The organism is Streptomyces krungchingensis (assembly GCF_054729265.1).
On the sequence record NZ_JBPUKY010000001.1, the window covers coordinates 1755849 to 1778991 of the forward strand.

Genomic DNA, 23143 nt, shown 5'->3' on the forward strand with positions numbered 1-23143 from the left:
GGCAGGACCCAAAAGACGATGGTTCCAAACCCACTCTCACGCACATGCACATCACGCGCCAGTGATTCCTAATGCTGTCTGTCAAGCCGCGAGGGCGCCGGGCGGCGTGAGCTCGTAGCACCGCCCATCGCGTAGGAGTGCCCAGAGGACATTCACGCGGCGGCGGGCCAGGGCCAGGACGGCCTGAGTGTGGCGTTTGCCCTCGGTGCGTTTGCGGTCGTAGAACTGACGCGACTCATCGCAGTGTCGGATGCTGAACAACGCAGAGATGTAGAAGACGCGTTGGAGGCGGCGGTTGTAGCGCTGCGGGCGCCGCAGGTTGCCGCTGATCTTCCCGGAATCACGGGGCACCGGGGCGACGCCGCCGAAGCCGGCGAGACGGTCAGCGGTGCCGAAGATCGTCATGTCACCGCCGGTGGCTGCCAGGAACTCGGCGCCGAGGATCACGCCCAGACCAGGCATGCTGGTGATCACGTCGAAGGCGTGGTGGTCGCGAAATTTGGCCTCGATGTCCTTGTCGAGCTCGGCGACCTGCTGGTTGAGGCCCATTACGTCCCTCGCCAGCGTGTGCACCAGCTGGGCGGCCAGCTTCTCGCCGGGCAGGCTGGTGTGCTGCCGTTCGGCGGCCTGGACTGCGATCTCGGCGAGCCGGTCGGCGCGGACGACGTGACGGTTGCGCAGCCAGGTCTCCAGCCGCTTGGTGCCGATTCGGCGGATGGCCGCTGGGGTCTGGTAGCCGGTCAGCAATATGAGCGGGCCAGTGTTGGTCAGATCCAACGCCCGTTCCAGGCCGGGGAAGACGCCGGTGAGCTGGGCTCGCAAGCGGTTCACCGTGCGGGTGCGGTCGGCGACCAGGTCCATGCGTCGGCCTGTGAGGATCTTGAGGTCGGTGATGGTGTCGTCGGCGGCGCGTAAGGGGTGCAGGTCGCGGCGGACGCGGACCTGGTCGGCGATGACGGCGGCGTCCTTGGCGTCGGTTTTGCCTTCGCCACGGTAGCTCTCGGAGGCGCGGTGGATGGCCCGGCCGGAGATGTAGTGCACCGGCTGATCGTGGTTGAGAAGGATGGCGATGGCCAGGGCGGCTCCGCCGTCGGCCAGGTCGATGCCCCAGGTCACCTCGTCACCAAACGCCAGTACATCGGCAAGAAGTTCGAGCAGTTCGGGTTCGTCGTTGGCGACGCGTCGCGACAGCAGTCGGCGGCCGCTCTCGTCGATCGCGACGCAGTGGTGGTGGGTCTTGCCTGCGTCAATGCCGGCCCAGATCGCGGCCATGTGGTGCCTCCGTGCGGTGTGCGGCTGGTGCCTCCCACGGACGACCTCGCTGTCGATTCCCTACGGAGCGATCATTCGCAATTCCTAATTGGCAGCCGAGTCGTCGTGGGGCACCGAGCGGCCAATCACTGAGAGCCACAAGCGGCAGAGCCTTTTCAACCACACCCGGTGCCCCTGGGTGGGTGAACCATACGAAGGGCTCACCACCTCCCCGCAGAACAACGTAGGGAGCCTTTTCCAACTTCAGTTCGTCCAGGCCAGATGCAGGGTGATGATGGCTCGGACGACGTGCGGCACAAGTTCGCGGCCGTCGGCCCTCCTAGCTGTGTCAGTTCCCCCCGTAGTCTCCGCAGTTGTCGACGAGCTTGACCTTTGGCTCTCCGACAACCCGGCCGTGACGAGCCGGCGTCCGGTCGATGGAAACATCACCCCTGGTCAGTTCGCCGTTGATGCGAGCCCAGTGCGCACCGTTGCGGTCCTGGAACCCGACGCTTGCCTCCAGGAAGCCCACGCTGTCCTCGAAATCCCCGAGGTCGATGCCATTGGCATCAGCCTCTAACAGGGGCGGCCAATAGCCGTCCTCGTCCGCCGGATCATCCTCCACGTACCTCAGGGACTTCGCCTCGATGGTCAGGACCGAGCAGGGGGTCAGCGCAGGAAGTAACACCTGGAACGCCACGTCGCCAGGCGGATCTTGCGAGATCAGGAACACAATGTGCAAGTTCGACAAGGGGTCTGGTGACCTGTTCATCACGTGGAGGAGGCTCTCACCCTTCGGCCCTCCATCCGCCCAGAAGGACACGCGCGCAGCCTGCTCCCGCTGCTTCTCCTCTGCCTGCTCGCGGAATTGCGCCAACTGGTCAGCGGACACCCGGGCACTCCAGATCGTGCCGATGCCCGTGGTCACTAGGCCGCCAAGGCTCGCCACAATGGTGACGGCCGCGCCGAGGGTGAGGAGGTTCAGGCCACCCAGCCGAGTGCTGGCCTCGGTCTCGTCGGCTCGCTCTCGGGCCCGTACCCGGCTTGGGCCTGGCCGGTACCGAGCCAGGCGCAATCTCGTCCGCCTCGGTGCTCCCCCGTCTGGCATGCGCGTCCCCTCCCCGCTGCCTCTGCCTCTGCCTCTGCCTCTGCCTCTGCCTCTGCCTCTGCCTCTGCCTCTGCCTCTGCCTCTGCCTCTGCCTCTGCCTCTGCCTCTGCCTCTGCCTCTGCCTCTGCCTCTGCCTCTGCCTCTGCAAAGAGCATGACGGGGAGGGATGGAGCCCGGGAAGAGCCAGGAAGAGGAGCAGATTCCCACTCAAGATGATGCAAGGTGAAGTACGAGTACCGCCTGGACGAGGCTGGTGATTCGGGTGGTGCTGCAGCGCAGTTTGCGAAGGAGGCGCCAGCTCTTGAGGGTGGCCATGGCCTGCTCGCCGACGGCCCGGATGCGGGCGTGGGCGATGTTCACGGCCTGTTGACCGGAGGGCAAGCTGCGGAGCTTGCCGCGGAAGGGAACCCGCACGGTGGCGCCGGCGCCTTGGTAGCCCTTGTCCGCCCAGCACGGCAGGTCGGCCTCGGCCAGGGCGTCGATGATTCCATGGGTGCGAGCGGCCTTGATGTCATGCACGGCGCCAGGCAGCGCGGCGGAGGCCCACAGCAGGCGGCCGAGTGGATCGGTGAGGACTTGAATGTTCATGCCGTGCTTCTTGTGCTTGCCGCTATAGAAGGGCCGGTCCGCGGCGATCCGGTCGATGGGCAGCAGGGTGCCGTCGAGGATGACGTACGCCTTCGTCGTCGCGGCGCGGACCGCCTCGGCCAGGGTGGGCGCGAGGGCAGCGAGCAACTCGACAGCCTCGACGACGTATCGGTAGGCGGTGGTGGTGCCGACGCCGAACCCGGCTGCAAGCTGGGCGTAGGTGTGCCCGCACCGCAGGTGAGCGAGGGCGAGCAGGGCCTGACGTCCTGGGCTCAGACGCCGCCATCGGGTCCCGCGCTCGTGGCGCAGTGCGCGCAGCTGGGCGGACAGCAGGCGCAAGGTCGAGGAGGCGACGTCGAGGCCGGACGGGTAGACAAGCACATGAAGCCCCTGGTGGAGACGGTTCTCTCGGCAGAAAGCCCATCTACCAGGGGCTTCGCCGTCCTGTCAGGCCAACGGGCAAACCCTCTACGGAGGTTGGAAAAGGCTCAGTGCGAAACTTCTGATGAAAAGCCCTCTGATGCTCGGGCAGGCGGAGTCCGTCCACGCTGCCCATGGTTACGGGAGGGGGGACGTTGACTCATGTCGTCTCCTGATCAGAACAAGCGCAGCCCGAGCCGCGCGCAAATAGCCGGGTCTGCCTGGCGTGGTTTCACCGTAAGCGGCGTTGGCGGGGCTGGCGTGCATGTGTGTGCACACTCAATTGACTGTCCGCGCCCTCCGTCCGCGCACAGCGTCGTCAGGACAACCCCAAGGGGCCTGGTAGGCCATGACGGCGCGCGCCACCGGATCCGTATGTGCGTGTGACGATTCCGCCGACGAAGCCGGCATCCGGAACCGCCGTGTCTTCCCAGGCCAATGCGGTAGCCCGCCTATAACCTTAAAGAAGGTGGCGGCCCGGCCGATTACACGTGCCTGGCCCGCGCTATGCCTTTCATGGGCGACTCGCAGATCCCATCATCCGGGAGGAACAGTCATGACCACACGTCCACCCGTGCCACCGTTCACGCGGGAGACGGCGATCGAGAAGGTCCGGCTGGCAGAGGACGCCTGGAACTCTCGCGATCCCGAGAAGGTTTCGCTCGGCTACACGGTGGATTCGCGCTGGCGCAACCGCGCGGAGTTTGTCAACGGACGCGAAGAGATCGTCGCCTTCCTGACCCGTAAGTGGCACCGTGAGCTGGACTACCGGCTCATCAAGGAGTTGTGGGCGTTTACCGAGAACCGGATCGCGGTGAGGTTCGCCTACGAGTGCCACGACGACTCCGGCCAGTGGTACCGCTCGTACGGCAACGAGAATTGGGACTTCGGCGAGGACGGCCTGATGAGGGTTCGTCTTGCCTGCATCAACGATCTCCCGATTGCCGAGTCCGACCGCAAGTATCACTGGCCGCTGGGCCGGCGTCCCGACGACCACCCCGGGCTGAGCGATCTCGGGTTCTGACCTCTGCCCATCAGCGGCGGCACGCGCATCTTGAAGGAGCGGGGGCCCGGTGCCTGAGGCACCAGGCCCCCGCTCCGGCACTGCAAGGCCGCGAGGTGGGTGTGCTGTTGTCAGCGTTCGGCCCGGTCGCGGGCTGCCAGGACCGCCAAGCCGAGGAGGATGGGCTCAGTCAGGCGAGAGGCCTCGACGTGGGTACTGGCTTTCATGGGATGGCGGGTGAGAGTTCGGTCATGGTCGACCAGGCGCTGCCGGGGACCTCGACGTTGATGATCTCCGGTGTAGCGGCAATGACCTCCCGCATCCACGTCATGGCTGTCTTGAAGTGATCCGAATTGACATGCACCGCCCCCGCCTCGTGGGAGGTGAAGGCCTCCATGAGTACGAACTGGTCGGGGTTGGCGACACTCCTGGACCATTCGAAAAAGAGGTTGCCGGGCTCGCGGCGGGTGCTGAGGGTGAAGTCCTCCACACGGTCGAGCCAGCTCTCGCTGTGCTCCCGACGGACAGTGAACTTGACGGCGATGAAGATCATGGTTGGTTTCTCTGACTCCTCGGACTTCTTCTGACGGGCTTGAGTGCCCAGCACCCCACCCTGCCCACGCTGGGGATAGTGAGCGAAGTCCGATCGCCCCGATTCCAGCAATGCCGGAAACCATGCTTGTGACGACCATGCCCAGGGGTGTCGCTCCCCACCAGTCCACAGTCCGAAGAGCGGCAGCCTCGTGAGTCAGCACCTTGGTGCTCTCTCTGGCTTCCGTAGACCGCCCGTCTGGTCAGCCGCTCAGGGTCGCGGCCGCGCGTGTCAGTGCGGCCGCGACCCGTAGGTGCCCACGCGCGTAATCGTCGGTCGGCAAGGACACGGACAGCGCCCTGGCGGGCTCTTTCGGGCCCCCGCGGGGCACAGGCACGGCGATGCAGGTGAACGCAGGCACGACCTCGCCCACGGAGACCGCCACTCCTCGCCGCCGGACTTGCACAACTTCGGACTCGAAGTCCTCGGGGTCGGTGATGGTGCGCGCTGTCCACCGCGTCATCCCGTGCGCCTGGAGATAGCGCTGGCGCGATTCGCGAGGAAGAGAGGCGAGCAGCACCTTCCCGTGGGCCGTCGCGTGCGCGTTGAGGTCGCGACCGACCGGGAACGGATCCACGCTCGCCGTGAGTGGGAGCGTGCTGTCCAGTACCGCGATCTGGCCGCTGCGATACATGCTGAGGTATGCCTCCGCGCCGACCGCATCGCGAACCTGCTGCAGCAGTTCTCGCTCCGTGGGGCCGAGCGCGAGCTGACGCTGGAACGCCCGATACAGCGCGGGCACCTCGGGTCCCAGGGTGTAGCCGTTCGCTGTACGCGCTGCGTAGCCCCGAGCCGTCAGCGCCGCGAGGAGGCTGTAGATGGTCGACAAGGCGCAGTCCAGCCGCCGCGCCAGAAACTTGGCTGACACGGGGTGCGGCACCTTGGCGAGGGCGTCGAGAAGGGCCAGCGCACGGTCCACTGAATGCGGACCCGTGGAGTGGGAACGGATAGCTGGCTCCTTATCTCTGCCGCGGGATTCAGGCGTCGAGCCCCTCTGCCAGAATCGCACAGTCCTCCACGGGCCCAGGGCCACAGTCGTGGTACCCCATTCGCCACTGCACTGCGGCGTCGGTGGGCGCGGCCATCGTCCACGGCTGGGCTTTGACGCGGTCAGCGGCATCGACTGCATGCTCGCCGCAGGCATCGGATTCTGCCTCTCCGACGTCCCTTGGTGCCCGTATTCCAGCTCGCAACGGACCCGGGCGGGCAACGGATGGTTGCCCAGAGCCCGGTCGATGGTCTCTTCAGCGACGGTGTAGAGCCTGCAGTTAAGGCGCTGGGAGACTGCTACCAGTACTTCCCAGGCGTCTGCCGGCGGTACCTGCCATACCGCGATCAGCACACCGATCGCCTGGTCGACCACCGCGCGGAAGCCGACGGCTTTAGCGCAGCTGGGCGTTCTCGTCCCTCAACCGCACGATCTTGTTCTCGGCTGCCTGACCGACGTCCGTCGGGTGTCCCTTATTAGACACAACGATCCTTGCGACAGCTGGGCACAGGCTGACTCCGTTCCTGCCCCGTCTCGCCGACGTAAGACGGCGTACCTGCGTTTTCCAGCATGTGCGGAACTCGGAAACACGGTCTCCTCGCGTTGGCCAGTAATAGCCACCCGCACCCACGGCCTCGATGATCGTTGAAGAAGGCAGCCCCAGAGGACCATCCAGCTTCACCCACCCGGTCCCAGCGAGTCAGAAGGCGCCCAGTCTGCCCAGGACTCGGAGCGCACGGGTGACGGCCTTGGCTTCTCCTGCCCAGAGGTCCAAGACCGCCATCCGGGCACGGCGAGCAGACGCAGGTGCCCCTGACTTCTGCGCTGGCGGTCAAGACTCCTCGTCGCGCCGAAGCGATGCCCCTCGCTTACGCTGATGGCGACCACGTACTCACCCTCAGTCACCTTTCACTGCTTACGTGTGCGCAGTCTCCCTGTACGCCAGAGCCGGCTCGCGGCGTTGGGAACAATCCGCCCCGGGCACCGGACTCGCGTGACCTGAGGTGTTCGGGACCGGTTTCGAAAGGAAAATATTCATGCCCTTCGCCACCGCCAAGGACGGCACGCAGATCTTCTACAAGGACTGGGGATCGGGCCAGCCCGTCGTCTTCTCCCACGGCTGGCCTCTCACCGCCGACGCCTGGGATCCCCAGATGAAGGTGATGGCGGACAACGGCTTCCGTGCCATCGCCCACGACCGGCGCGGTGGCGGACGCTCCGGCCAGCCCTGGGAGGGCAACAACCTCGACACCTACGCCGACGACCTGGCCGCGGTCATCGAAGCCGAGGACCTGCACGATGTCATCCTCGTCGGTCACTCGACCGGCGGCGGCGAGGTCACCCGCTACATCGGCCGGCACGGCACCGGCCGCGTCGCCAAGGCCGTCCTGGTCGGCGCGATCCCCCCGCTCATGCTCAAGACGGACGCCAACCCCGAGGGCCTGCCGATCGAGGTCTTCGACGGGATCCGCAAGGGCGTGGAGACGGACCGCTCGCAGTTCTACCAGGACCTCAGCGCCGCCTTCTACGGCGCCAACCGCGACGACTCGACCGTCACACAGGGCACACGCGACGAGTTCTGGCTCTGGAGCATGACCGTCGGGATCAAGGGCGCCTACGACTGCATCAAGGCTTTCTCCGAGACGGACACCACCGAAGACCTCAAGAAGATCGACGTGCCCACGCTCATCGTGCACGGCGACGACGACCAGATCGTTCCCAAGGTCGCAGCGGGAGACAAGTCCTCGAAGCTCGTCAAGGACTCGATCTACAAGGTCTACCCAGGCGCCCCGCACGGTCTCGCGATGGTCCCCAAGTTCGCCGAGGTCTTCAACAAGGACCTCCTCGAGTTCGCCCGCAGTTGAACGCCGCGCTGCCGCAGTAGCGAAACCTCCCTCGCCGCTCGTCCAGCTCAAGTCGGCAGGCGATGCGGCCCAGCCACATCGCCTGCCGCATCGCCGCGAAACGCGGCGGCGGCGTAGAAGCCTGCGCCAGGACCCACCGACGTCCTCCACCGCCACCGGACCTCCGCCCCCACTGGTGACACCAACCGGGGGCTTCGGTCACAGACGAGACACCACTGAGCGAAGCTGCCTTCGAGAGCTGACTCCGAGCTTCGCGAAGACGTTGCCGAGGTGCCATTCCACCGTGCGCGGGCTGATGAACAGCTGGGCGGCGATCTCCTGGTTGGTGTGCCCGTCTCTGGCCAGCCCGGCGATCTGGGCTTCCTGGCCGGTGAGCTCGATGTCGGTGCCGTCCGACCTCTTGCGTGCGGTTTCTCCGGTCGCCGAGAGCTCCTTGCGGGCGCGCTCGGCGAAGCCGTCGGCCCCGAACCGACGGAACGCCTCGTAGGCGGACCGGAGCTGAACACGGCTTTCCTGACGGCGGTTACGACGACGCAGCCACTCGCCGTACAGCAGTCGGGCACGGGCCAGCTGAAGGGCGACGCGGCAGCCTCCGAGATGCTCGATCGCATCCTGGTAGAGCGCTTCGGCAGCCTGGTCGTCTGCCACCAGGGCACGCGCGCAGGCACCTACGCCCAGGGCCCACCGGGTTCCGCTCGCGCGGGTGCGCTCGGTGAGGTCGTCCAGTGCCGTCACCGCGACCTCCGGCTGCCCGTTGCGGACGGCCGCCTCGACGAGTTCGGCCAGTGCCCACCCGAAGAAGGCCAGATCGTCGTACTGGCATGCGCGCGTCGCGGCTGCCAGCGCGGCGTCGTAGCGGCCGAGGCCGTTGTACAGGACTGCGGTTGCGTACTCGGCGAGGCCCAGACTGCGCCCCTCGCCCCTGGCGCGCACTTCTTCGACGGTGGTCTCGACGAGTTCCCTTGCCTGGCGCTCCTGGCCCCGCAAGGCGGCGAGCACGAGTGACGTGTACATCATGGGTACGCCGCCCACGGCGTCCGAGATCGCCGTGGCCTCGTCGATCAGAGCCGCCGCGGTGTCGAACTCGCCGGCATGGACGTGGGTGAATGCCTGGTAGGTCAGCGCCATCGGGAGGATGGTGAGCGCCCCCGCCTCGCGGGCGATGCGGACGGCGCTGATCGCCAGCTGGTACCACGCGTCGTCGTCCCACAGCTCGGACGCGAGGGGCTCGGGTATCAGACGGAAGGCGAGCCACAGCCAGCGCCGGTCCGCATCCGTCGCGCCGGATGCCTGCTCCTGCTGTACGACGTGCAGCGCGTGCCTGAGAGGGGCGACGCCTGCGGTGTAGCCGTCGAGGATCCGGCTGACCACGCTGTCCAGAAGGATGTCGACCGTCCGCGGTGGCGTCGTCGGCGGCGGTCCGGCACGGACCGCCTCGGCCACCTCCCGGAGCCCCGGGCCCTCGCTCAGACGGCCGGCGAAGATCGCCGCGCCGACCGCTTCGAGGAGGGTGTCACGGGCGTGGGCGGCATCCAGAGGCGCCAGCCGATGTGCCGCGTCGAGCAGGAGCCGGGGCGCGTCGCTGCCTCGCACCTGGGAGAACACCAGTCGGGCTCGCAGCCGCTCGATGCGGGCGCGCAGCAGGTCGTCCAGGGGGCCGGCCTCCGCGGCCGTCAGCATCGTGCAGGCCTGGTCGGCCGCGCCGGCGTCGATCGCGGCCTGCGCGGCGGCCAGTGCGCGGGTGACACGGCGTGCGGGATCGGGCGTCAGTTCCGCCGCCCGCCGCAGGAACGAGGCTGCCGCGGCGGTTCCTCCCCTGCCTCGGGCCCGGCCGGCCGAGCGTTCCAGGCCGACGGCGATGCTCTCGTCCGGCTGGGTGGCGGCGTGAGCGTGGTGCCACGCCCTGCGATCAGGATCGAGGTGGGGGTCGGTGGCTTCTGCCAGTGCCCGGTGTGCCGCACGGCGCTCCGGCGCGGACGCCCGCTGATAGATGGCCGAGCGCACCAGGGGGTGGTGGAACCGCACCACGGTGTCGTACTCGACGAGCCCCGCGGCCTCGGCCGGCGCTGCCGCGTCCCGCGGTATCTCCTGCAGGCCGGCCGCGCGCCACAGCAGGGACGCGTCTCCGGTCGGCTCCGCCGCGGCGGTCAGCAGGAGACGCCGGCCGTCCTGCGGAAGTGATCGGAACTGCTGGTAGAAGGCGTTCTCGATGCGGCCCGCCAGGGGGCGCCCGCCGGGAAGCCGGAATCCGCCGGCCAGCTCCGCGGGCGCTTGCGGCAGCTGCAGCAGCAGGGCCATCGGATTGCCGTGGGCCTCGGCGACGATCCGGTCCCGTACCCGCGGGTCGAGGGGCCCCGGGAGAGCCGAAGCCAGCAGGGTGCGTGCGTCGCGCTCGCTGAGGCCGCCGAGGATCAGTTCCGGCAGGCCGGTCAGCTCACGATGGTCGTCGGGCTCCCGCAGGGCGAAGACCAACGCCATCGGTTCGGCCATCAACCGCCTGGCGACGAACACCAGCGTTTCCTTGGTCTCGCCGTCCAGCCATTGCGCATCATCGATGAGGCAGGCCAGTGGCTGCGCCTCGGCGGCGCCGGCGAGCAGATCGAGGGCGGCCAGGCCCACCAGGTACCGATTCGGCGCCGTACCCTCCCGCAGTCCGAACGCCACGGACAACGCATCGCGCTGCGGCTCCGGCAGCTGTTGGAGCCGGTCCCGCGCGCGGGTGAACGTGCACAGCTGCTGAAGGCCCGCGAACGGAAGCCTCATCTCCGACTCGACGCCCGCGATGGCCGCGGTTCGGAACCCGACGGCCCGGCCGGCCGCGTAGTCCAGCAGGGCGGTCTTGCCGATCCCCGCCTCGCCGCGAAGGACCAGGACCGCGCTGCTGCCCGCCTGCGCCGTGGCCAGTACCTGCTCCAGTGCGGCCAGCTCCCGGTCGCGCCCCAGCAGTCCGACCTGAGCATCGATGCCGGGCACGCTCATGGTCGATCTCCTGACCCCGCTGCCTGGTGTGTTTCTCCGCGGCCGGCCGATGCGACCGGTCGGCTCGGCATGGCCCCTTCGGACATCACCATTGCCACCGTAGTGCACTTTGACCATTTTCAGCCGATATGAGGCTTACCCCCGTATGAGACCTGCAGCGCTCTGATCACCGGCAGCGACTGTCAGCACCCCTACGTGATCCACGCTTGCGTCACCTCCGCCGCGAGTGCGCTGCCCCCGGGTTCCGCCCCGGGCCCGATCCCCGGGGGTTTCCCGGGGGCGATGCATGCCCGACCTCGGACATCGTGGACGAGCCGGCGACACGAGGTCGCCGGCGACAGCAAGGAGATTCATATGTCCGCCCATCCCGGCACTCCCGAGATCCGGCCGTTCACGTTCGAGTTCCCCGAGGCGGAACTCGACGATCTGCGTGCACGCATCGAGGCGGCGCGGTGGCCCGAGAAGGAGACCGTCGCGGACCAGTCGCAGGGTACGCAGCTGGAGACGATGAAGGAGCTCGCGCGCTACTGGGCGTCGGAGTACGACTGGCGCAGGGTCGAGGCGAAGCTGAAAGCCCTGCCGCACTTCATCACCGAGATCGACGGCCTGGACATCCACTTCATCCACGTCCGGTCGAAGCACGAGAACGCCCTGCCGCTGATCGTCACGCACGGCTGGCCCGGCTCGATCGTCGAGCAGCTGAAGATCATCGAGCCGCTGGTCGACCCCACCGCCCATGGCGGGAGCGCGTCGGACGCCTTCCACGTGATCATCCCGTCGATGCCCGGCTACGGCTTCTCGGGCAAGCCCACCTCGACCGGCTGGGGTCCCGAGCGCATCGCACGCGCCTGGGGCGAGCTGATGAAGCGCCTGGGCTACACGAAGTACGCGGCCCAGGGCGGCGACTGGGGTGCGATCGTCGCCGATTTCATGGGGGTCCAGGCGCCCGAGGGCCTGATCGGCATCCACACCAACATGGCCGGCGTCGTACCGCCCGCCATCGACGCTGCGCTCATCGCGGGCAATCCGCTGCCCGCGGGCCTGTCGCTCTCCGACGAGGAGAAGGCGGCGGTGGAGCAGCTGGACTTCGTGTACCGGCACGTCTACTTCGCCTACCTGATGGCGTCGCGTCCGCAGACACTGACCGGGCTGGTGGACTCTCCGGTCGGTCTGGCGGCCTTCCTGCTGGACCACGACGCGGCCAGCCTGGCCATGATCTCCCGGTCCTTCGCCGGCGAGAAGGAGGGCCTGACCCGGGACGACGTCCTCGACAACATCACGCTCTTCTGGCTGACCAACACGGCCGTCTCCGCGGCTCGCCTCTACTCGGAGAACAGGACCTCCTTCTTCGGGGTCAAGGGCGTCGCCCTCCCGGTCGCCGTGAGCGTCTTCCCCGACGAGATGTACCGGGCCCCGAAGAGCTGGGCGGAGCAGGCGTACCCGAACCTCGTCCACTACAACCAGGTCCCCAAGGGCGGCCACTTCGCCGCCTGGGAGCAGCCGGAGCTCCTCGTGAACGAGATCCGCTCGGGCCTGCGCAGCCTGCGGTAGTAGACCACTCCTGACGCCTGCACAGGCACACGCCCCGTGGGGCGGCCGAGCGACCCGACTCCGGGTCGGCCCGGCCGCCCCACGGGGCGTTCGTGGAGGTCGACCGGGTCGCCACGGGCCCCGAACACCCCGCCTGCCGGCACCCGGTGTACCGGCAAGTGCTGTTCGTTCCGGGGCATGTACCGCCTCGCGGACGGCAGTTGGGGTACCGACCGAGGACCCATCGCTAACTATTAATTTAGGAATTATTATTGACGCGCGCCGGTGACCGCTGCAAGATCCTGGCAACCAACCCGTAGGCGAGCGGGCGTTGACCGGTTCCAGGAACGACCGCCGCACATTCCGCCGGGCAGCGGCCGCCTCAGACTCACGACCGGGACGGTTCGGCACGCCTGATCGGACACCGAAGGATCCGATGTGAAACGACATCTCACCGTCCTCCTGGCTCTCCTGACCGGCCTGCTGGTCGCACAGGCACCCGCCCACGCGGCCCCTCCGGCCGACAGTGCCGCCGTCACGGCGCCGACGTCTCAGCAGGTGCTGAGCCCGACGCCGTACATGGGCTGGAACACCTACTACGCGCTGGGTGGCGACCCGACCGAGGCAGAAATCAAGTCGACAGCCGACTTCCTGGTCAGCAGCGGACTGCGCGACGCCGGATACCGGTACGTCTGGATCGACGGCAACTGGGCGGCACCGACCCCGCGCAACTCGGCCGGCGACCTGGTGGCCAACCCCGACCAATTCCCGAACGGGCTGAAGCCGCTGGTCGACTACATCCACGCCAAGGGCCTGAAGGCGGGCATCTACACCGACGCCGGACCGTACATCCCGGGCAAGTGCGGACTCGGCAGCCACGGCCACTACCAGCACGACGCGGACCAGTTCGCCGCCTGGGAGTTCGACGCGGTCAAGGCGGACTACCTCTGCGGGATCGCCGCGGACCTCGACCCGAAGACCGTCTACACCGAGTTCGCGCAGGCGCTGCGGAACAACGCGAGCAAGCGCCCCATGATCTTCAACCTCTGCAACCCGGTGACCTCCCCGGACTGGGGCAACTACCCGGAGGAGCAGCAGTCGACGCACTCCTGGTCCTACGCCCCGGCGATCGCGCAGTCCTGGCGGACGTACACGGATGTCGGATTCGTCGGCGAGATCAAGTACAAGGACGTGCTGCGGAACTACGACGCGAACGCGCGGCACCCCGAGGCCGCAGGTCCCGGGCACTTCAACGACCCGGACTACCTCGGACCCGAACTGGGGATGACCGACGAGGAGTTCCGTACCCAGATGACGCTCTGGTCGGCGGCGGCCGCGCCGCTGATGATCGGCAGCGACGTCCGCAAGCTCAGCAAGACCTCCCTCGGCATTCTCTCGGACCCCGATGTCATCGCGATCAACCAGGACCCCGCCGGTGTCCAGGCCGTCCGCGTCGGCCCCGCGGGCACGACGGAGACCTGGGTGAAGCGGCTGGCCAACGGTGACCGCGCCGTGGTGCTGCTGAACCGGGGCGACAGCCCCGCGACCCTGACCACGAAGGCCTCGTCGGTCGGGCTGACCGGGGACCGGTTCACCCTGAAGAACGCCTGGACCGACAAGGTCACCGAGAGCGCCGGCACCATCAGCGCCGCCGTCCCGGCCCACGGCGCGGCCCTGTTCCGGGTCGGCCGGGCAACGGGCAAGCCCGGTGTCCCGCACGTCGTCGCCGGCCTGCCGCAGGTGACGGCGGTCGACGGCGACGCGGTGCCGGCCGGCATCGCCCCGGTGGTCGCCGGCGGCGACCAGGCCCGGGTCGAGGTCACCGTCCGCAACGACGGTGCGCAGCCGGTCTTCACGCCGCGGGTCGAACTGGCGGTGCCCGCCGGGTGGACAGCACGTCCGCTCGGCAGAGCGCCGAAACTGCTGCCGTCCAACCGCTCCGCGACCCTGGCCTTCACGGTGACCCTGCCGGCCACCGCCGCGCCGGGCAGCGCCACGCTGACGGCCACCACCTCGTACGAGGTGACCGGCAAGGGGCGGCTGCGGCAGGAGACGGCCACGTCACTGGTCGTGGCACCGGCGGCGCCGGACGGCGACGTCGTCCTGTCGCACCACGACTGGATCAGCGCCACCAGCGGGTGGATGAGCCCGACGGTCGACCGGAGCGTCGGTGGCTGGACGCCGATCAGCATGCTCGGCCAGGTGCACTCGACCGGTATCGGGGTTGCCTCACCCTCCACCGTCCGCTACTACCTCGGCGATCGGTGCACACGACTGACCACGACCGTCGGCATCGACGACGCGGTGCGCAACGTCGGCCCGGAGGGCGGAACGTCGACCTTCCAGGTCATCGGTGACGGCCGGGTGCTGTTCGACAGCGGTGTGCTGAGCCGCGACGACGTCCGCCAGGCCGACATCGACCTGACCGGCGTCCGCGTGCTCGACCTGGTGGTCGGCGACGCGGGCGACGGCGGCTACAACGACCGTGCCGACTGGGCCGGTTTGAACGCCACCTGCTGATTCGGCTCTCCTGGGCTGGGCGCCTTCGGCTCTCCGGCCACAGCCATACCCACGCCCTTGACGTGAACCGTCCCGAGAACGGCCCCCGACCGAGTCAGTCACCTGGTCAGGGGCCGTTCATCTACGGTGGGTGTGGGATGTGAGCCGACGGTGACTTCCCGGCCACGACGATTCTCAGGTCCTTCCCGGGCCGACGGCGCCTGCCGGCGACGACAGCGGACGTCCGCGTAGGCAGGGGTATGTCACGGGGCGTCGACATCAGCCGTGCTCGGGCCGGGGTCGCTACCGGAGCGGTGGATCGTGGCCCGAGCGGGTACCGGAGGCTGGTCCGGCCAGGCGAACGCGTACCGGGGATCGCCCCCGCGGTTCAGCCGTACGAAGCGCAGGAGTTCGCGGACGATGCCCGCGTTGCCCATGGCCCAGCCCGTGCACGGTTCGAGGTCGCTCGGGCTGCCCTGGTGGTCGAAGTTGGACCAGCGGGCGCCGTCGGTGTCCCGGATCGCGCGGGCGACGAGGTCCGCGACGAGAACGTCCGCGAAGTCGTACGGGTCCTGCCGTTCGACGATCCGGTCGCAGGCCAGCGCGAGAACGCCCGCGGTGCCGCAGCAGCGGCCGTTGTTGTCCCAGAAGCCGGGGCGCAGCCGCTGGGGCAGGCCGGACCGTGTGACCGTGTGCCAGCAGCGGTCGGCCAGGACGGGCCAGACGGGGTCGGCCGTGACGTCCCGCAGAAGCCGGAAGACCTGAGCGTCGCCGGCCGGGCCGTGGCACCAGCCGTAGCTGACGGGCTCGATCACATCGGGCTGGTACTGCGGAGTGGAATGCCGCACCAGGAAGCCCTCCGGCCCCGCTTCGTCACGCGCCACGACGTCCGCGGCGCCGGCCAGGGCCAGCTCGACCAGGTCCGCACGGCCGGTGACCCGGCCGACCCGGGCAAGCGCCAGGACGATGCCGAGCGTGCCGTGCGAGATGTGATGCAGACGGGAGTCGATGCCCGTGCGATGGGCCCAGTGAACGCCCGCCGCGGTCTGCTCCGCCGTCCGCAGATACGGCTCCACCGCGAGGACGGCCAGGTCGGCGTCGCCGGCCGCGAGCGCGCCGAGGCCGATCCCCGCGTTGCCGCCCATCAGCTCGAACAGCTCGCCCCAGCGCGTCCCGTCGAAGCGTGACCGCACGAGTTCCAGCGCGCGGTCCGCGGCGGCGCCGGCGGCCCTGTCCCCGAGTTCGTCGTGAACGGCCCGCAGGACGAGGGCCATTCCGGTGCGACCGAAGTAGAGGGAGTCGTCGTCGATGCCGTCGACGGAGTCCGCGAGGCTGCGGGCCGCGCGCAGGGCGGTGTCGGCGTAGGAGTCGTCGCCGAAGTGCCGCCATGCCTCCAGGAGTACGGGGACGATCCCGGCCGTACCGGAGTAGAGCATCGGGTTGAGCTCGTCGTCCGAGGGCCTGGTCGCCCAGGCGAGGCCCCCGCCGGCGGTTTCCCGCGCCGCCGCGGTCAGCCATCGCAGGCCCTCCACCGCCAGCCCCTCGACCTCGTCGACCGCCACAACCTTGGCTTCCGGTGCTGTCATGGGCCCACTCTCGCATGATCTCCGGGCCCGCCCAGCGGAGGGAGGCACTCCGCAGGGTGACCCGAAAAACAGCGGCGCGGGGCGGGAGTTCGGGCTCCGTCCAGGGTTCGGCGGGATTCTGGGCGGCCCATTGCCACGGCGTGCTGTTCGGGGGCCGGAGTGCTTCTTCCTCTTCGGTGCCGGGTGTCTCGTATTCGGCGCGACGGGTGTTCTGGGTCCGGCATGACCAGTCGTGCCATGGCCCGTCCCGAGTGCAGCCCCTTCACGAAGCCGGGCGCTTGCTACTCTCTGGAGCCGTGAGCCAGAGCGGATCCCAAGCAGCTGCATTCTTCCGGGACGTCGCGCGCGAGGGGACGGTTTGGTTCGTGCGCAACGATGCCGGCAGCCCTGCCCCGATGGACTCCGGCGGACAGCGATCGGCTCCGTTCTGGTCCACGGCCGCACGCGCGAAACGAGCAGCCGAGCTCTGGGGTGGAAACCTTCGAGTCGAATCTCTGACGCTGGACCACTGGCGCAATACCGAACTTCCTGACCTGGCCGACGAACAGTTGCTCGTCGGGATCAACTGGTCGGGCCCGCGGTTGGTCGGATGGAGCTTCACCGTCCCCGAGGTGATCAATCGCCTTACCCACGCGCTCGGTGAATCTTCCCCCGGGCCGGCGCCGGCCTCCGGCTAGGCGAGCGACCCGCGCGTGCCCCAGCCGTGCCCGATCGGTTGGAGATGAGCGGGCGACAACGGGAAACCGCGGCGGCGTAGCCCTACCCACCAGGTCAGCGAGCTCACAGCTCAGCGGGCGTCCGCGTACGTGGTCTTCGGAACCAGGGCCGGACGTCACAAGGCACGGACCCCAGGTCGCGCCACTCCCGTGCCGGAACGAACGGGGACTCACGGGGAACCGGGGCGCAGGACGACTTCGGCCGGATGCTGCCCAAGGCAGAGAATCAGCAGGTCACGCCTACGATCACCCAACCTCACGCCTGTGATGGCTCGACCCACCGCTGCACGCCGGCGCAGGCCACCAGTGCGCTGCCGTCTTCGGTGAGGAAGACCAGGAAGGTCCATTTCTGATCGGCAGAATCGATCAGCCCTCCCCGCACCGGCCGGCCATGCTCGCGGAGGAGCTGCACCATTCGTTCAAGCCCAAGAGGTTCGACCCCGCGCAGCCGCATGCGCCGGAGCCGGCGCGCAAAGACCCCGGCATGCCGCTCTGCGGGATGCGTCGTGTCCCACACGCCGTAGGTGGCGCCGCTACGGAGGGCAGCCAGAGCAGCCACGGACGCCTCGTCGTCACCGGCCAACAGCCTCTCCAGCACATGCCGTTCCATGGTCACCCCCACCGGGATCTTGAGGTACAGCAGCCAGGTACGGCAACCCCAGCGATCGCCCGCGTCCGGCAGCGTCCTCCGGGGCCTGGCAGCGGCCGGCGGCCGGAATGGTTGTCACCGGCCGATCCGGCGAAATCACCACAACCAGCGGCCTAGGAACTCGGCCCAGATGTATCCCTGGTACCCCGCGAACGCCGGAGGGTCGCATTCCTCCAGTTCGGCCGCCAGTTCTTCCAACTCGGCCAGGACGGCGTCCTCCTCATGGTCGCCGGCGTTGAGGAGCAGGTCACAGGTGTCGACCCGCAGCCCGTAGTGGTGCAGGGACTGCACCCAGAGAACGAGGGAGGAGTTGGCGAACCACGGCTCGCCGTCCGGCTGAACGCAGTAGACCCTTCCGGTATCCGGCTCCACGGCCCACGAGGACGTCAGGGCATCGTCCGGGAGGTCCGAGAGCTGCCTCTCGGCCACGCGGTACAACAGTCGACCATCAGTGGTCGACAACGACGGCTGTGGCCCCTGGAAACACACTGGGGTGAGAGGCGTGTCCACAGTGTGCGGAATGCCGACCTCCGTCAGGACCGCCTTGTCTGCATCCGGTATCCGCCAGTCGCCCACTTCTGACACCTTGGCCCGGGTCACTCCCTGCCCGCCAGCCCAGTCGACGAGATCTTCGTAGGTCAGGCCCCTCATAGAACAGCGCCACGATTACCTCCGGCCCAGGACGCCAGCCCCCGAGGCCCCCGTACCGGGTCCAAGAGCCGCGCCAGTTGCGTGCCAAGCGCGCAGCCGGCGCTGGCAGGTTTCTCCTTGGCCATCGACGAAGCCCGACCGTCGGTTAGGTCCCGGGTCGTACCCGGGCCACCCCCTGACAGAGCCGGGGATGCAGCTGCTCTGTAGAGCTGGACACCTCGGAAGCCGGCCGCGCGTCTAAGACCCTAGCCATGAGCACTGACAAGAGGCTCCACTAATGTCCTGCGCCGGAGACTCGTTGGCAGAAGCGGGCGAGTGAGTCGAGGATCTCTTCGGCTGCCTTGGTCCAGGTGAACGGGGTCGGGTTCTCGTTCCACTGCTTGACCCAGGCGCGGATGTCGGCTTCCAGGGAACGCACGCTCTTGTGTGCGCCGCGGCGGATCTTCTGGTCGGCGAGGAAGCCGAACCATCGCTCCACCTGGTTGATCCAGGAGGATCCGGTGAGTGTGAAGTGCAGGTGGAACCTGGGGTGTTTGGCCAGCCATGTTTTGATGGCCGGGGTGTTGTGGGTGCCATAGTTGTCGCAGATCAAGTGGACCTGCAGGTGTCCGGGAAGCTCGTTGTCGATCTTGATGAGGAACTTCTTGAACTCCGTGGCCCGGTGCCGGCGGTGCAGGGAGGTGATGACTTCGCCGGTCGCGACGTCGAAGGCCGCGAACAAGGTGGTCAGTCCGTTGCGGACGTAGTCATAAGTGCGGCGCTCGGGCATGCCCGGCATTATCGGCAGCACCGGCTGGGAGCGGTCCAGGGCCTGGATCTGGGACTTCTCGTCCACTGACAGGACCACCGCGCCCTCGGGCGGGTTGAAGTACAGGCCCACCACGTCGTAGACCTTCTCCACGAACAGCGGGTCCGTCGACAGTTTGAACGTGTCGCTCAGATGCGGTTTGAGCTGGAATCGTCGCCAGATCCGGCCCACGGTCGACTTCGACAGGCCACTGCGGTCGGCCATGGATGCACGCGACCAGTGCGTGGCGTTCTTCGGGATCTCTTCCAGCGTGCTGACCACGACGGCCTCCACCTGGTCGACGCTGATGGTGGGCGGCCGGCCCGGCCGGGGTTCGTCCACGAGCCCGTCCAGGTGGGCGGCCAGAAACCGGCGACGCCACTTGCGGACCGTGTCAGCAGCGATCCGTAACTCCCGTGCCACCACAACAATCGGCGGCACATCAGCACCGTCGCATGCTGAACCGTTCTGGCTTTTCTGCCGCCTTGTTGTGAGGTAGCAGAGAGGATGGGACACGTGCCCAAGAAGATTGATCCCGCGCTTCGGAACCAGGCTGTGCGTCTGGTGACCCAGCATCGATCGGAGTACTCCACCGAGCGAGCCGTGCATGTCCAGGTCGCTGAATCACTGGGTGTCTCGCGTGAGTCGGTGCGGCGCTGGGTGGCCCAGCACGAGATCGACAGCGGTCAGGCCGCGGGCGTGACCAGTGACGAGCGCGAGGAACTCAAGCGGCTGCGGGCAGAGAACAAGAGGCTGCGTGAGGTCAACGAGGTCTTGAAGTCCGCGACTATCTTCTTCGTGGGGGAACTCGACCCCCGAAACCGCCGATTGTCGGCTTCGTCGACCAGATGCGAGCGGTCGGTCATGCCGTCGAGTCGATCCTCATCGCCCTGAACCAGGCAGGGCTGAAGATCGCGGCACGAACCTTGCGGGCCTGGTGCGCCCCAGCCGACCCGTCGAACGGACCAGCGGCCCGGACCATGAGTGACGCTCAGGTCGAAGACGCCGTCCGCCAACTGGCCTTCACCACCAACCAAGTCGGCCATCGCGTGCTGGCTCCCGAGGGACTCTATGGCCGGCGCAAGATGCTGGCTCTCATCCGCAAAACAGTGCTGCCCGAAGCCGGCTTCGGCGCCGTCGACCGCGCGATGCACTCACTCGGCCTCAACGGCGTGGTCCGCGGACGAAGACTCAGAACCACCGTCCCCAACCCAGCCGACAAGAGGGCGGCGGACCTGCTGAACAGGGACTTCACCGCTCCGGCCCCGGACCACAAGTGGATCATCGACTTCACGTACGTGCGGACGTATCAGTCGTTCACTTACGTGGCGTTCATCGTGGGCTGCTTCTCCCAGAAGATCGCGGGCTGGCACGCTTCGATCAAACGGGACGTGGAACTGGTCGACGTGCCCTTACGGATGGCGCTGTGGCGCCGTGGCCACGAAGGCACCCCGGTCGGACGCGACCAGCCCATATGCCACCCCGACGCGGGATCGCAATATACGAGTGTGCGCTTCACCGACCACCTCCACATCGAAGGCATCCAGCCGTCGATCGGCAGCGTCGGCGATGCCTACGACAATGCGCTGATGGAGACCATCAACCGCCTCTACAAGGCCGAATGCATTCGCACCAAGGTCTTCCACGACGGCCAGTACCGGACCATCTCGGATGTCGAGTACGCCACGGCTTCCTGGGTCGAGTGGTACAACAACCGCCGCCTGCACTCAAGCCTGGGCATGATCAGCCCCACCGAATACGAGGCAGCACACTACGCTGACACAGAACCCTTGGCCGACTGATCACCGGCCAGCAAAACACCGGCAGGAAAGTCGGGACGGTTCAGAACACGTCGTGGCTGGGGCGGTCGGCTCCGCGACTTTGGCCAGCTGCTTTGGCGCGAGCCTCGAAGATCATGGCCCCAACGTCGTGCTTTACCGGGCAGGTCCACAGACTGCCCGACGCGCCGGAAGCTTACGGGGCCATGATCACTCGCGCCAAAGCAGCTCCCGGCCAAAGTCGCTACGCCGACCGCGCTGTACAGTCCGGGCCAGGGAGGGCTCCGTGACCGAAGAAGACCCGACGCAAGACAGGCTTCACATGGCCGCTAGCCGCCTTGGGTGGACGCTCGTGATGATCTTCGGGGCGCTCGCCCTCATAAGCCTCGTTGCCGCTGTGATTGGCCTTGCACAAGGCATTCTTATCCTTCTGGGTGGCGACATCGACCATTGACGGAACCGCAGCACTAACCTCGATTTCTTGGCTATGTCAGCTCCGGCCCACCACCACTCCGCGCAGTAAGGCACGAACAGACTTGAAAAACGTGTTGGCCAGGAGGCGGGGCGGTCGTACAGCCGCGAAGTACAGCAACCCCTCGCTCCCGATAGCATGCTTGTACAGCATGGAAACCGGATGACCTGCGGGAATGGGTCGTGGCACAGTCATCTCATGTCCATCGACATCGCCTATCCCGTCTTCTGTACCCCCGACCTCGCAGTGGCTCTGAGCACAGCCCGCCGCCTCATGGAGTTCGGCCGTTACGAGGAGTCCAAGGTCGACGTTTTCGCCGAGCTCTGGTCTGTCGCCGAGGTGCGCCAGATGGCGAGGGAACTGCCTCAGGGGCGGTTCTCGGGACAGTGGGATGACAAGGAGTTCGACGGAGTGCCGCTGAAGAACTGGCCCCCGCTGGTCGCCGGCGTTCCCGGGCCTGATCTGCCGACCGATCCAGCGGCGTACGAAGGGCGGCTGCCAGTGGAGTACGAACTGGGGGACCTGCCGGTGGACAGCATCGAGGACGTCTTCGCGGCGGCGATCGGTCCGAACATGGGCTGGATCAACTGGAAGTGGCTGTACTGGCCGGACGTGCCCGAGCGGAACCTCCATGGCGAATCCACACATGCCGAGGTGACGCTCTTGTGCAACACCCGCACCCGCGACCTCGACAAGCCCGCCGACGACCACACCGTCCTCGTCCACGTTCGCAATATCAGCATCGGCGGCCGCCAGATGAAGGAGCCGTACGCGCACTGGCTCGCCGAACAGGCAGGACTCACAATCATCGGGCCCGGGCAGCCGTCCTGAAGCCGACAGAGCGCACTGGGGGCCTGGCGACCCGCACGCGCAATGATGGGCGCAGACAGTACGGACCATCCATGAACGAACCACAGACTCGGCTGCCCGGGCCGTCCGAGGGTGCTCGACGACGACCGACGCCGACAACCGTCGACAGCTAAGTCGCTCCTCAAAGGTCGACTGACCAGCCCCACAGACCTCAGCAACTTTCCCGCCCGTAGTTCGCATCGAGGGGTCGTGGCACGGTTCCCGGGCCGTGCCACTCTCGTGCCAGAACACACGGGGACTCACGGGAAACCAGGATTCGCCAGGGCAATACCGCCGGCCTGTTCCCAAGGCAGAGAATCCGCAGGTCACGCATGCGATCGCCCATCCTCGCTCCTAATGCGGTACTCCCCGAAGCCAGTGCCATGGGTGCATGATGCTGCAAGTGGGCGGCTCCATAACGCCCCTTCGAGCTCTGCTCGTATCGTGCACGCATGCGCAACGAGCGACACGACGAGCCACTGTCCAAAGCGGAGTTGGAGTTGTTCCTCCAGTATCTGCACCGGTTCGCCAACCACGATGTGGATCAGTTTGCCAACATGCAGGTGGGCGATCCTGAGTACCCCGTCTATGTGAGCTTCTCCAGGACGCCCGAAGAGGGAGTCGACCTCGATGTCTACCGGCGGCCGTAGCAAACACCGGGCCGTGTCGAATGCGTGTCGAGGGTCAGTCGATGGGGCGCCGGGGCGGGGGAGCGGTGCAGGTCAGAGGGAGTGCCCCGCGCGACGCACCAAGCGACTTCTAAGCGCTCGGTCGTTCGGAACGTGCCACATCGTGCGGTCAACCATTGTCAATGACGGCCCACCACAGTCGA

At 67.6% G+C, this 23143-nt stretch carries 18 protein-coding genes and 2 pseudogenes; 9 read left to right on the forward strand and 11 right to left on the reverse strand.

The features are described 5' to 3' along the window. Window positions 1-81: 81 nt before the first annotated feature. The 3 genes from ACSYGO_RS08025 to ACSYGO_RS08035 form a co-directional block, all read right to left on the reverse strand. The gene (locus ACSYGO_RS08025) at window positions 82-1272 is read right to left on the reverse strand and encodes an IS110 family RNA-guided transposase (RefSeq protein WP_460386199.1); all 1191 of its coding nucleotides are present in this window, start codon (window positions 1270-1272) and stop codon (window positions 82-84) included. Between the two features lie 328 nt (window positions 1273-1600). After that, entirely contained in the window at window positions 1601-2179 is a 579-nt protein-coding gene (locus tag ACSYGO_RS08030) for a hypothetical protein (RefSeq protein WP_460386200.1), read from the reverse strand. Between the two features lie 387 nt (window positions 2180-2566). Beyond that, window positions 2567-3328 carry a transposase family protein gene (locus ACSYGO_RS08035; RefSeq protein ID WP_460386202.1) on the reverse strand — a complete coding sequence of 254 codons (762 nt, stop codon included), beginning with the start codon at window positions 3326-3328 and terminating at the stop codon, window positions 2567-2569. 595 nt (window positions 3329-3923) lie between these two features. On the opposite strand from ACSYGO_RS08035, the gene ACSYGO_RS08040 reads away from it, so the two are divergent. Further along, entirely contained in the window at window positions 3924-4391 is a 468-nt protein-coding gene (locus tag ACSYGO_RS08040; protein WP_435227489.1) for a nuclear transport factor 2 family protein, read from the forward strand. Window positions 4392-4593: 202 nt separating this feature from the next. On the opposite strand, the gene ACSYGO_RS08045 is transcribed toward ACSYGO_RS08040, so the two are convergent. From ACSYGO_RS08045 to ACSYGO_RS08055, 3 genes and pseudogenes are all read right to left on the reverse strand, one after another. Next, window positions 4594-4923, reverse strand: coding sequence for a putative quinol monooxygenase (locus ACSYGO_RS08045; protein ID WP_460386340.1), 330 nt, complete (start codon window positions 4921-4923; stop codon window positions 4594-4596). Window positions 4924-5164: 241 nt separating this feature from the next. Next, a complete protein-coding gene (locus tag ACSYGO_RS08050) occupies window positions 5165-5995 on the reverse strand; it encodes an IclR family transcriptional regulator (protein WP_460389687.1) in 831 nt (276 codons plus the stop codon). Between the two features lie 219 nt (window positions 5996-6214). Continuing rightward, window positions 6215-6325: pseudogene (locus ACSYGO_RS08055) on the reverse strand (ANTAR domain-containing protein); the annotation flags it as partial. A 662-nt stretch (window positions 6326-6987) separates the two neighbouring features. Here ACSYGO_RS08055 and ACSYGO_RS08060 point away from each other — a divergent pair. Further along, a complete protein-coding gene (locus ACSYGO_RS08060; RefSeq protein WP_435222569.1) occupies window positions 6988-7815 on the forward strand; it encodes an alpha/beta fold hydrolase in 828 nt (275 codons plus the stop codon). Between the two features lie 198 nt (window positions 7816-8013). Here the strand turns inward: ACSYGO_RS08060 and ACSYGO_RS08065 are convergent, their stop codons facing one another. Further along, entirely contained in the window at window positions 8014-10794 is a 2781-nt protein-coding gene (locus ACSYGO_RS08065) for a helix-turn-helix transcriptional regulator (RefSeq protein WP_460386341.1), read from the reverse strand. Window positions 10795-11148: 354 nt separating this feature from the next. Between ACSYGO_RS08065 and ACSYGO_RS08070 the strand changes: the two genes are divergently transcribed. Together ACSYGO_RS08070 and ACSYGO_RS08075 are read left to right on the forward strand one after the other, a co-directional pair. After that, a complete protein-coding gene (locus ACSYGO_RS08070) occupies window positions 11149-12345 on the forward strand; it encodes an epoxide hydrolase family protein (RefSeq protein ID WP_460386342.1) in 1197 nt (398 codons plus the stop codon). 417 nt (window positions 12346-12762) lie between these two features. Beyond that, on the forward strand, window positions 12763-14844 hold the full coding sequence (locus tag ACSYGO_RS08075; RefSeq protein WP_460386343.1) for an NPCBM/NEW2 domain-containing protein: 2082 nt from the start codon (window positions 12763-12765) through the stop codon (window positions 14842-14844). Window positions 14845-15086: 242 nt separating this feature from the next. Here the strand turns inward: ACSYGO_RS08075 and ACSYGO_RS08080 are convergent, their stop codons facing one another. Then, window positions 15087-16409: a lanthionine synthetase LanC family protein gene (locus tag ACSYGO_RS08080; protein WP_460386344.1), complete on the reverse strand. Its 1323-nt coding sequence runs from the start codon at window positions 16407-16409 to the stop codon at window positions 15087-15089. Window positions 16410-16705: 296 nt separating this feature from the next. Between ACSYGO_RS08080 and ACSYGO_RS08085 the strand changes: the two genes are divergently transcribed. Beyond that, window positions 16706-17086, forward strand: a complete 381-nt coding sequence (locus ACSYGO_RS08085; protein ID WP_460386345.1) for a DUF2750 domain-containing protein — start codon at window positions 16706-16708, stop codon at window positions 17084-17086. A 295-nt stretch (window positions 17087-17381) separates the two neighbouring features. On the opposite strand, the gene ACSYGO_RS08090 is transcribed toward ACSYGO_RS08085, so the two are convergent. The 3 genes and pseudogenes from ACSYGO_RS08090 to ACSYGO_RS08100 all read right to left on the reverse strand — a co-directional run. Beyond that, window positions 17382-17735 (reverse strand): hypothetical protein, encoded by a 354-nt coding sequence (locus ACSYGO_RS08090; RefSeq protein WP_460386346.1) that lies wholly within the window; start codon window positions 17733-17735, stop codon window positions 17382-17384. Window positions 17736-17870: 135 nt separating this feature from the next. Next, complete coding sequence (locus ACSYGO_RS08095) at window positions 17871-18425, reverse strand: SUKH-4 family immunity protein (protein WP_426679193.1); 555 nt, start codon at window positions 18423-18425, stop codon at window positions 17871-17873. A gap of 274 nt (window positions 18426-18699) precedes the next feature. After that, window positions 18700-19647, reverse strand: a pseudogene (locus ACSYGO_RS08100) (IS630 family transposase); the annotation flags it as partial. A gap of 81 nt (window positions 19648-19728) precedes the next feature. On the opposite strand from ACSYGO_RS08100, the gene ACSYGO_RS08105 reads away from it, so the two are divergent. From ACSYGO_RS08105 to ACSYGO_RS08120, 4 genes are all read left to right on the forward strand, one after another. After that, window positions 19729-21014 (forward strand): IS3 family transposase gene (locus ACSYGO_RS08105; RefSeq protein ID WP_460386347.1). Its coding sequence is split into 2 segments (ribosomal slippage): window positions 19729-20008 and window positions 20008-21014, totalling 1287 coding nucleotides; the frame shifts between segments, so codons are not numbered across the junction. A 262-nt stretch (window positions 21015-21276) separates the two neighbouring features. Further along, entirely contained in the window at window positions 21277-21444 is a 168-nt protein-coding gene (locus ACSYGO_RS08110; protein ID WP_460386348.1) for a hypothetical protein, read from the forward strand. 216 nt (window positions 21445-21660) lie between these two features. After that, window positions 21661-22293 carry a hypothetical protein gene (locus ACSYGO_RS08115; RefSeq protein ID WP_460386349.1) on the forward strand — a complete coding sequence of 211 codons (633 nt, stop codon included), beginning with the start codon at window positions 21661-21663 and terminating at the stop codon, window positions 22291-22293. 470 nt (window positions 22294-22763) lie between these two features. After that, window positions 22764-22961: a hypothetical protein gene (locus ACSYGO_RS08120; RefSeq protein ID WP_426679197.1), complete on the forward strand. Its 198-nt coding sequence runs from the start codon at window positions 22764-22766 to the stop codon at window positions 22959-22961. The last annotated feature ends 182 nt before the right edge of the window (window positions 22962-23143 follow it).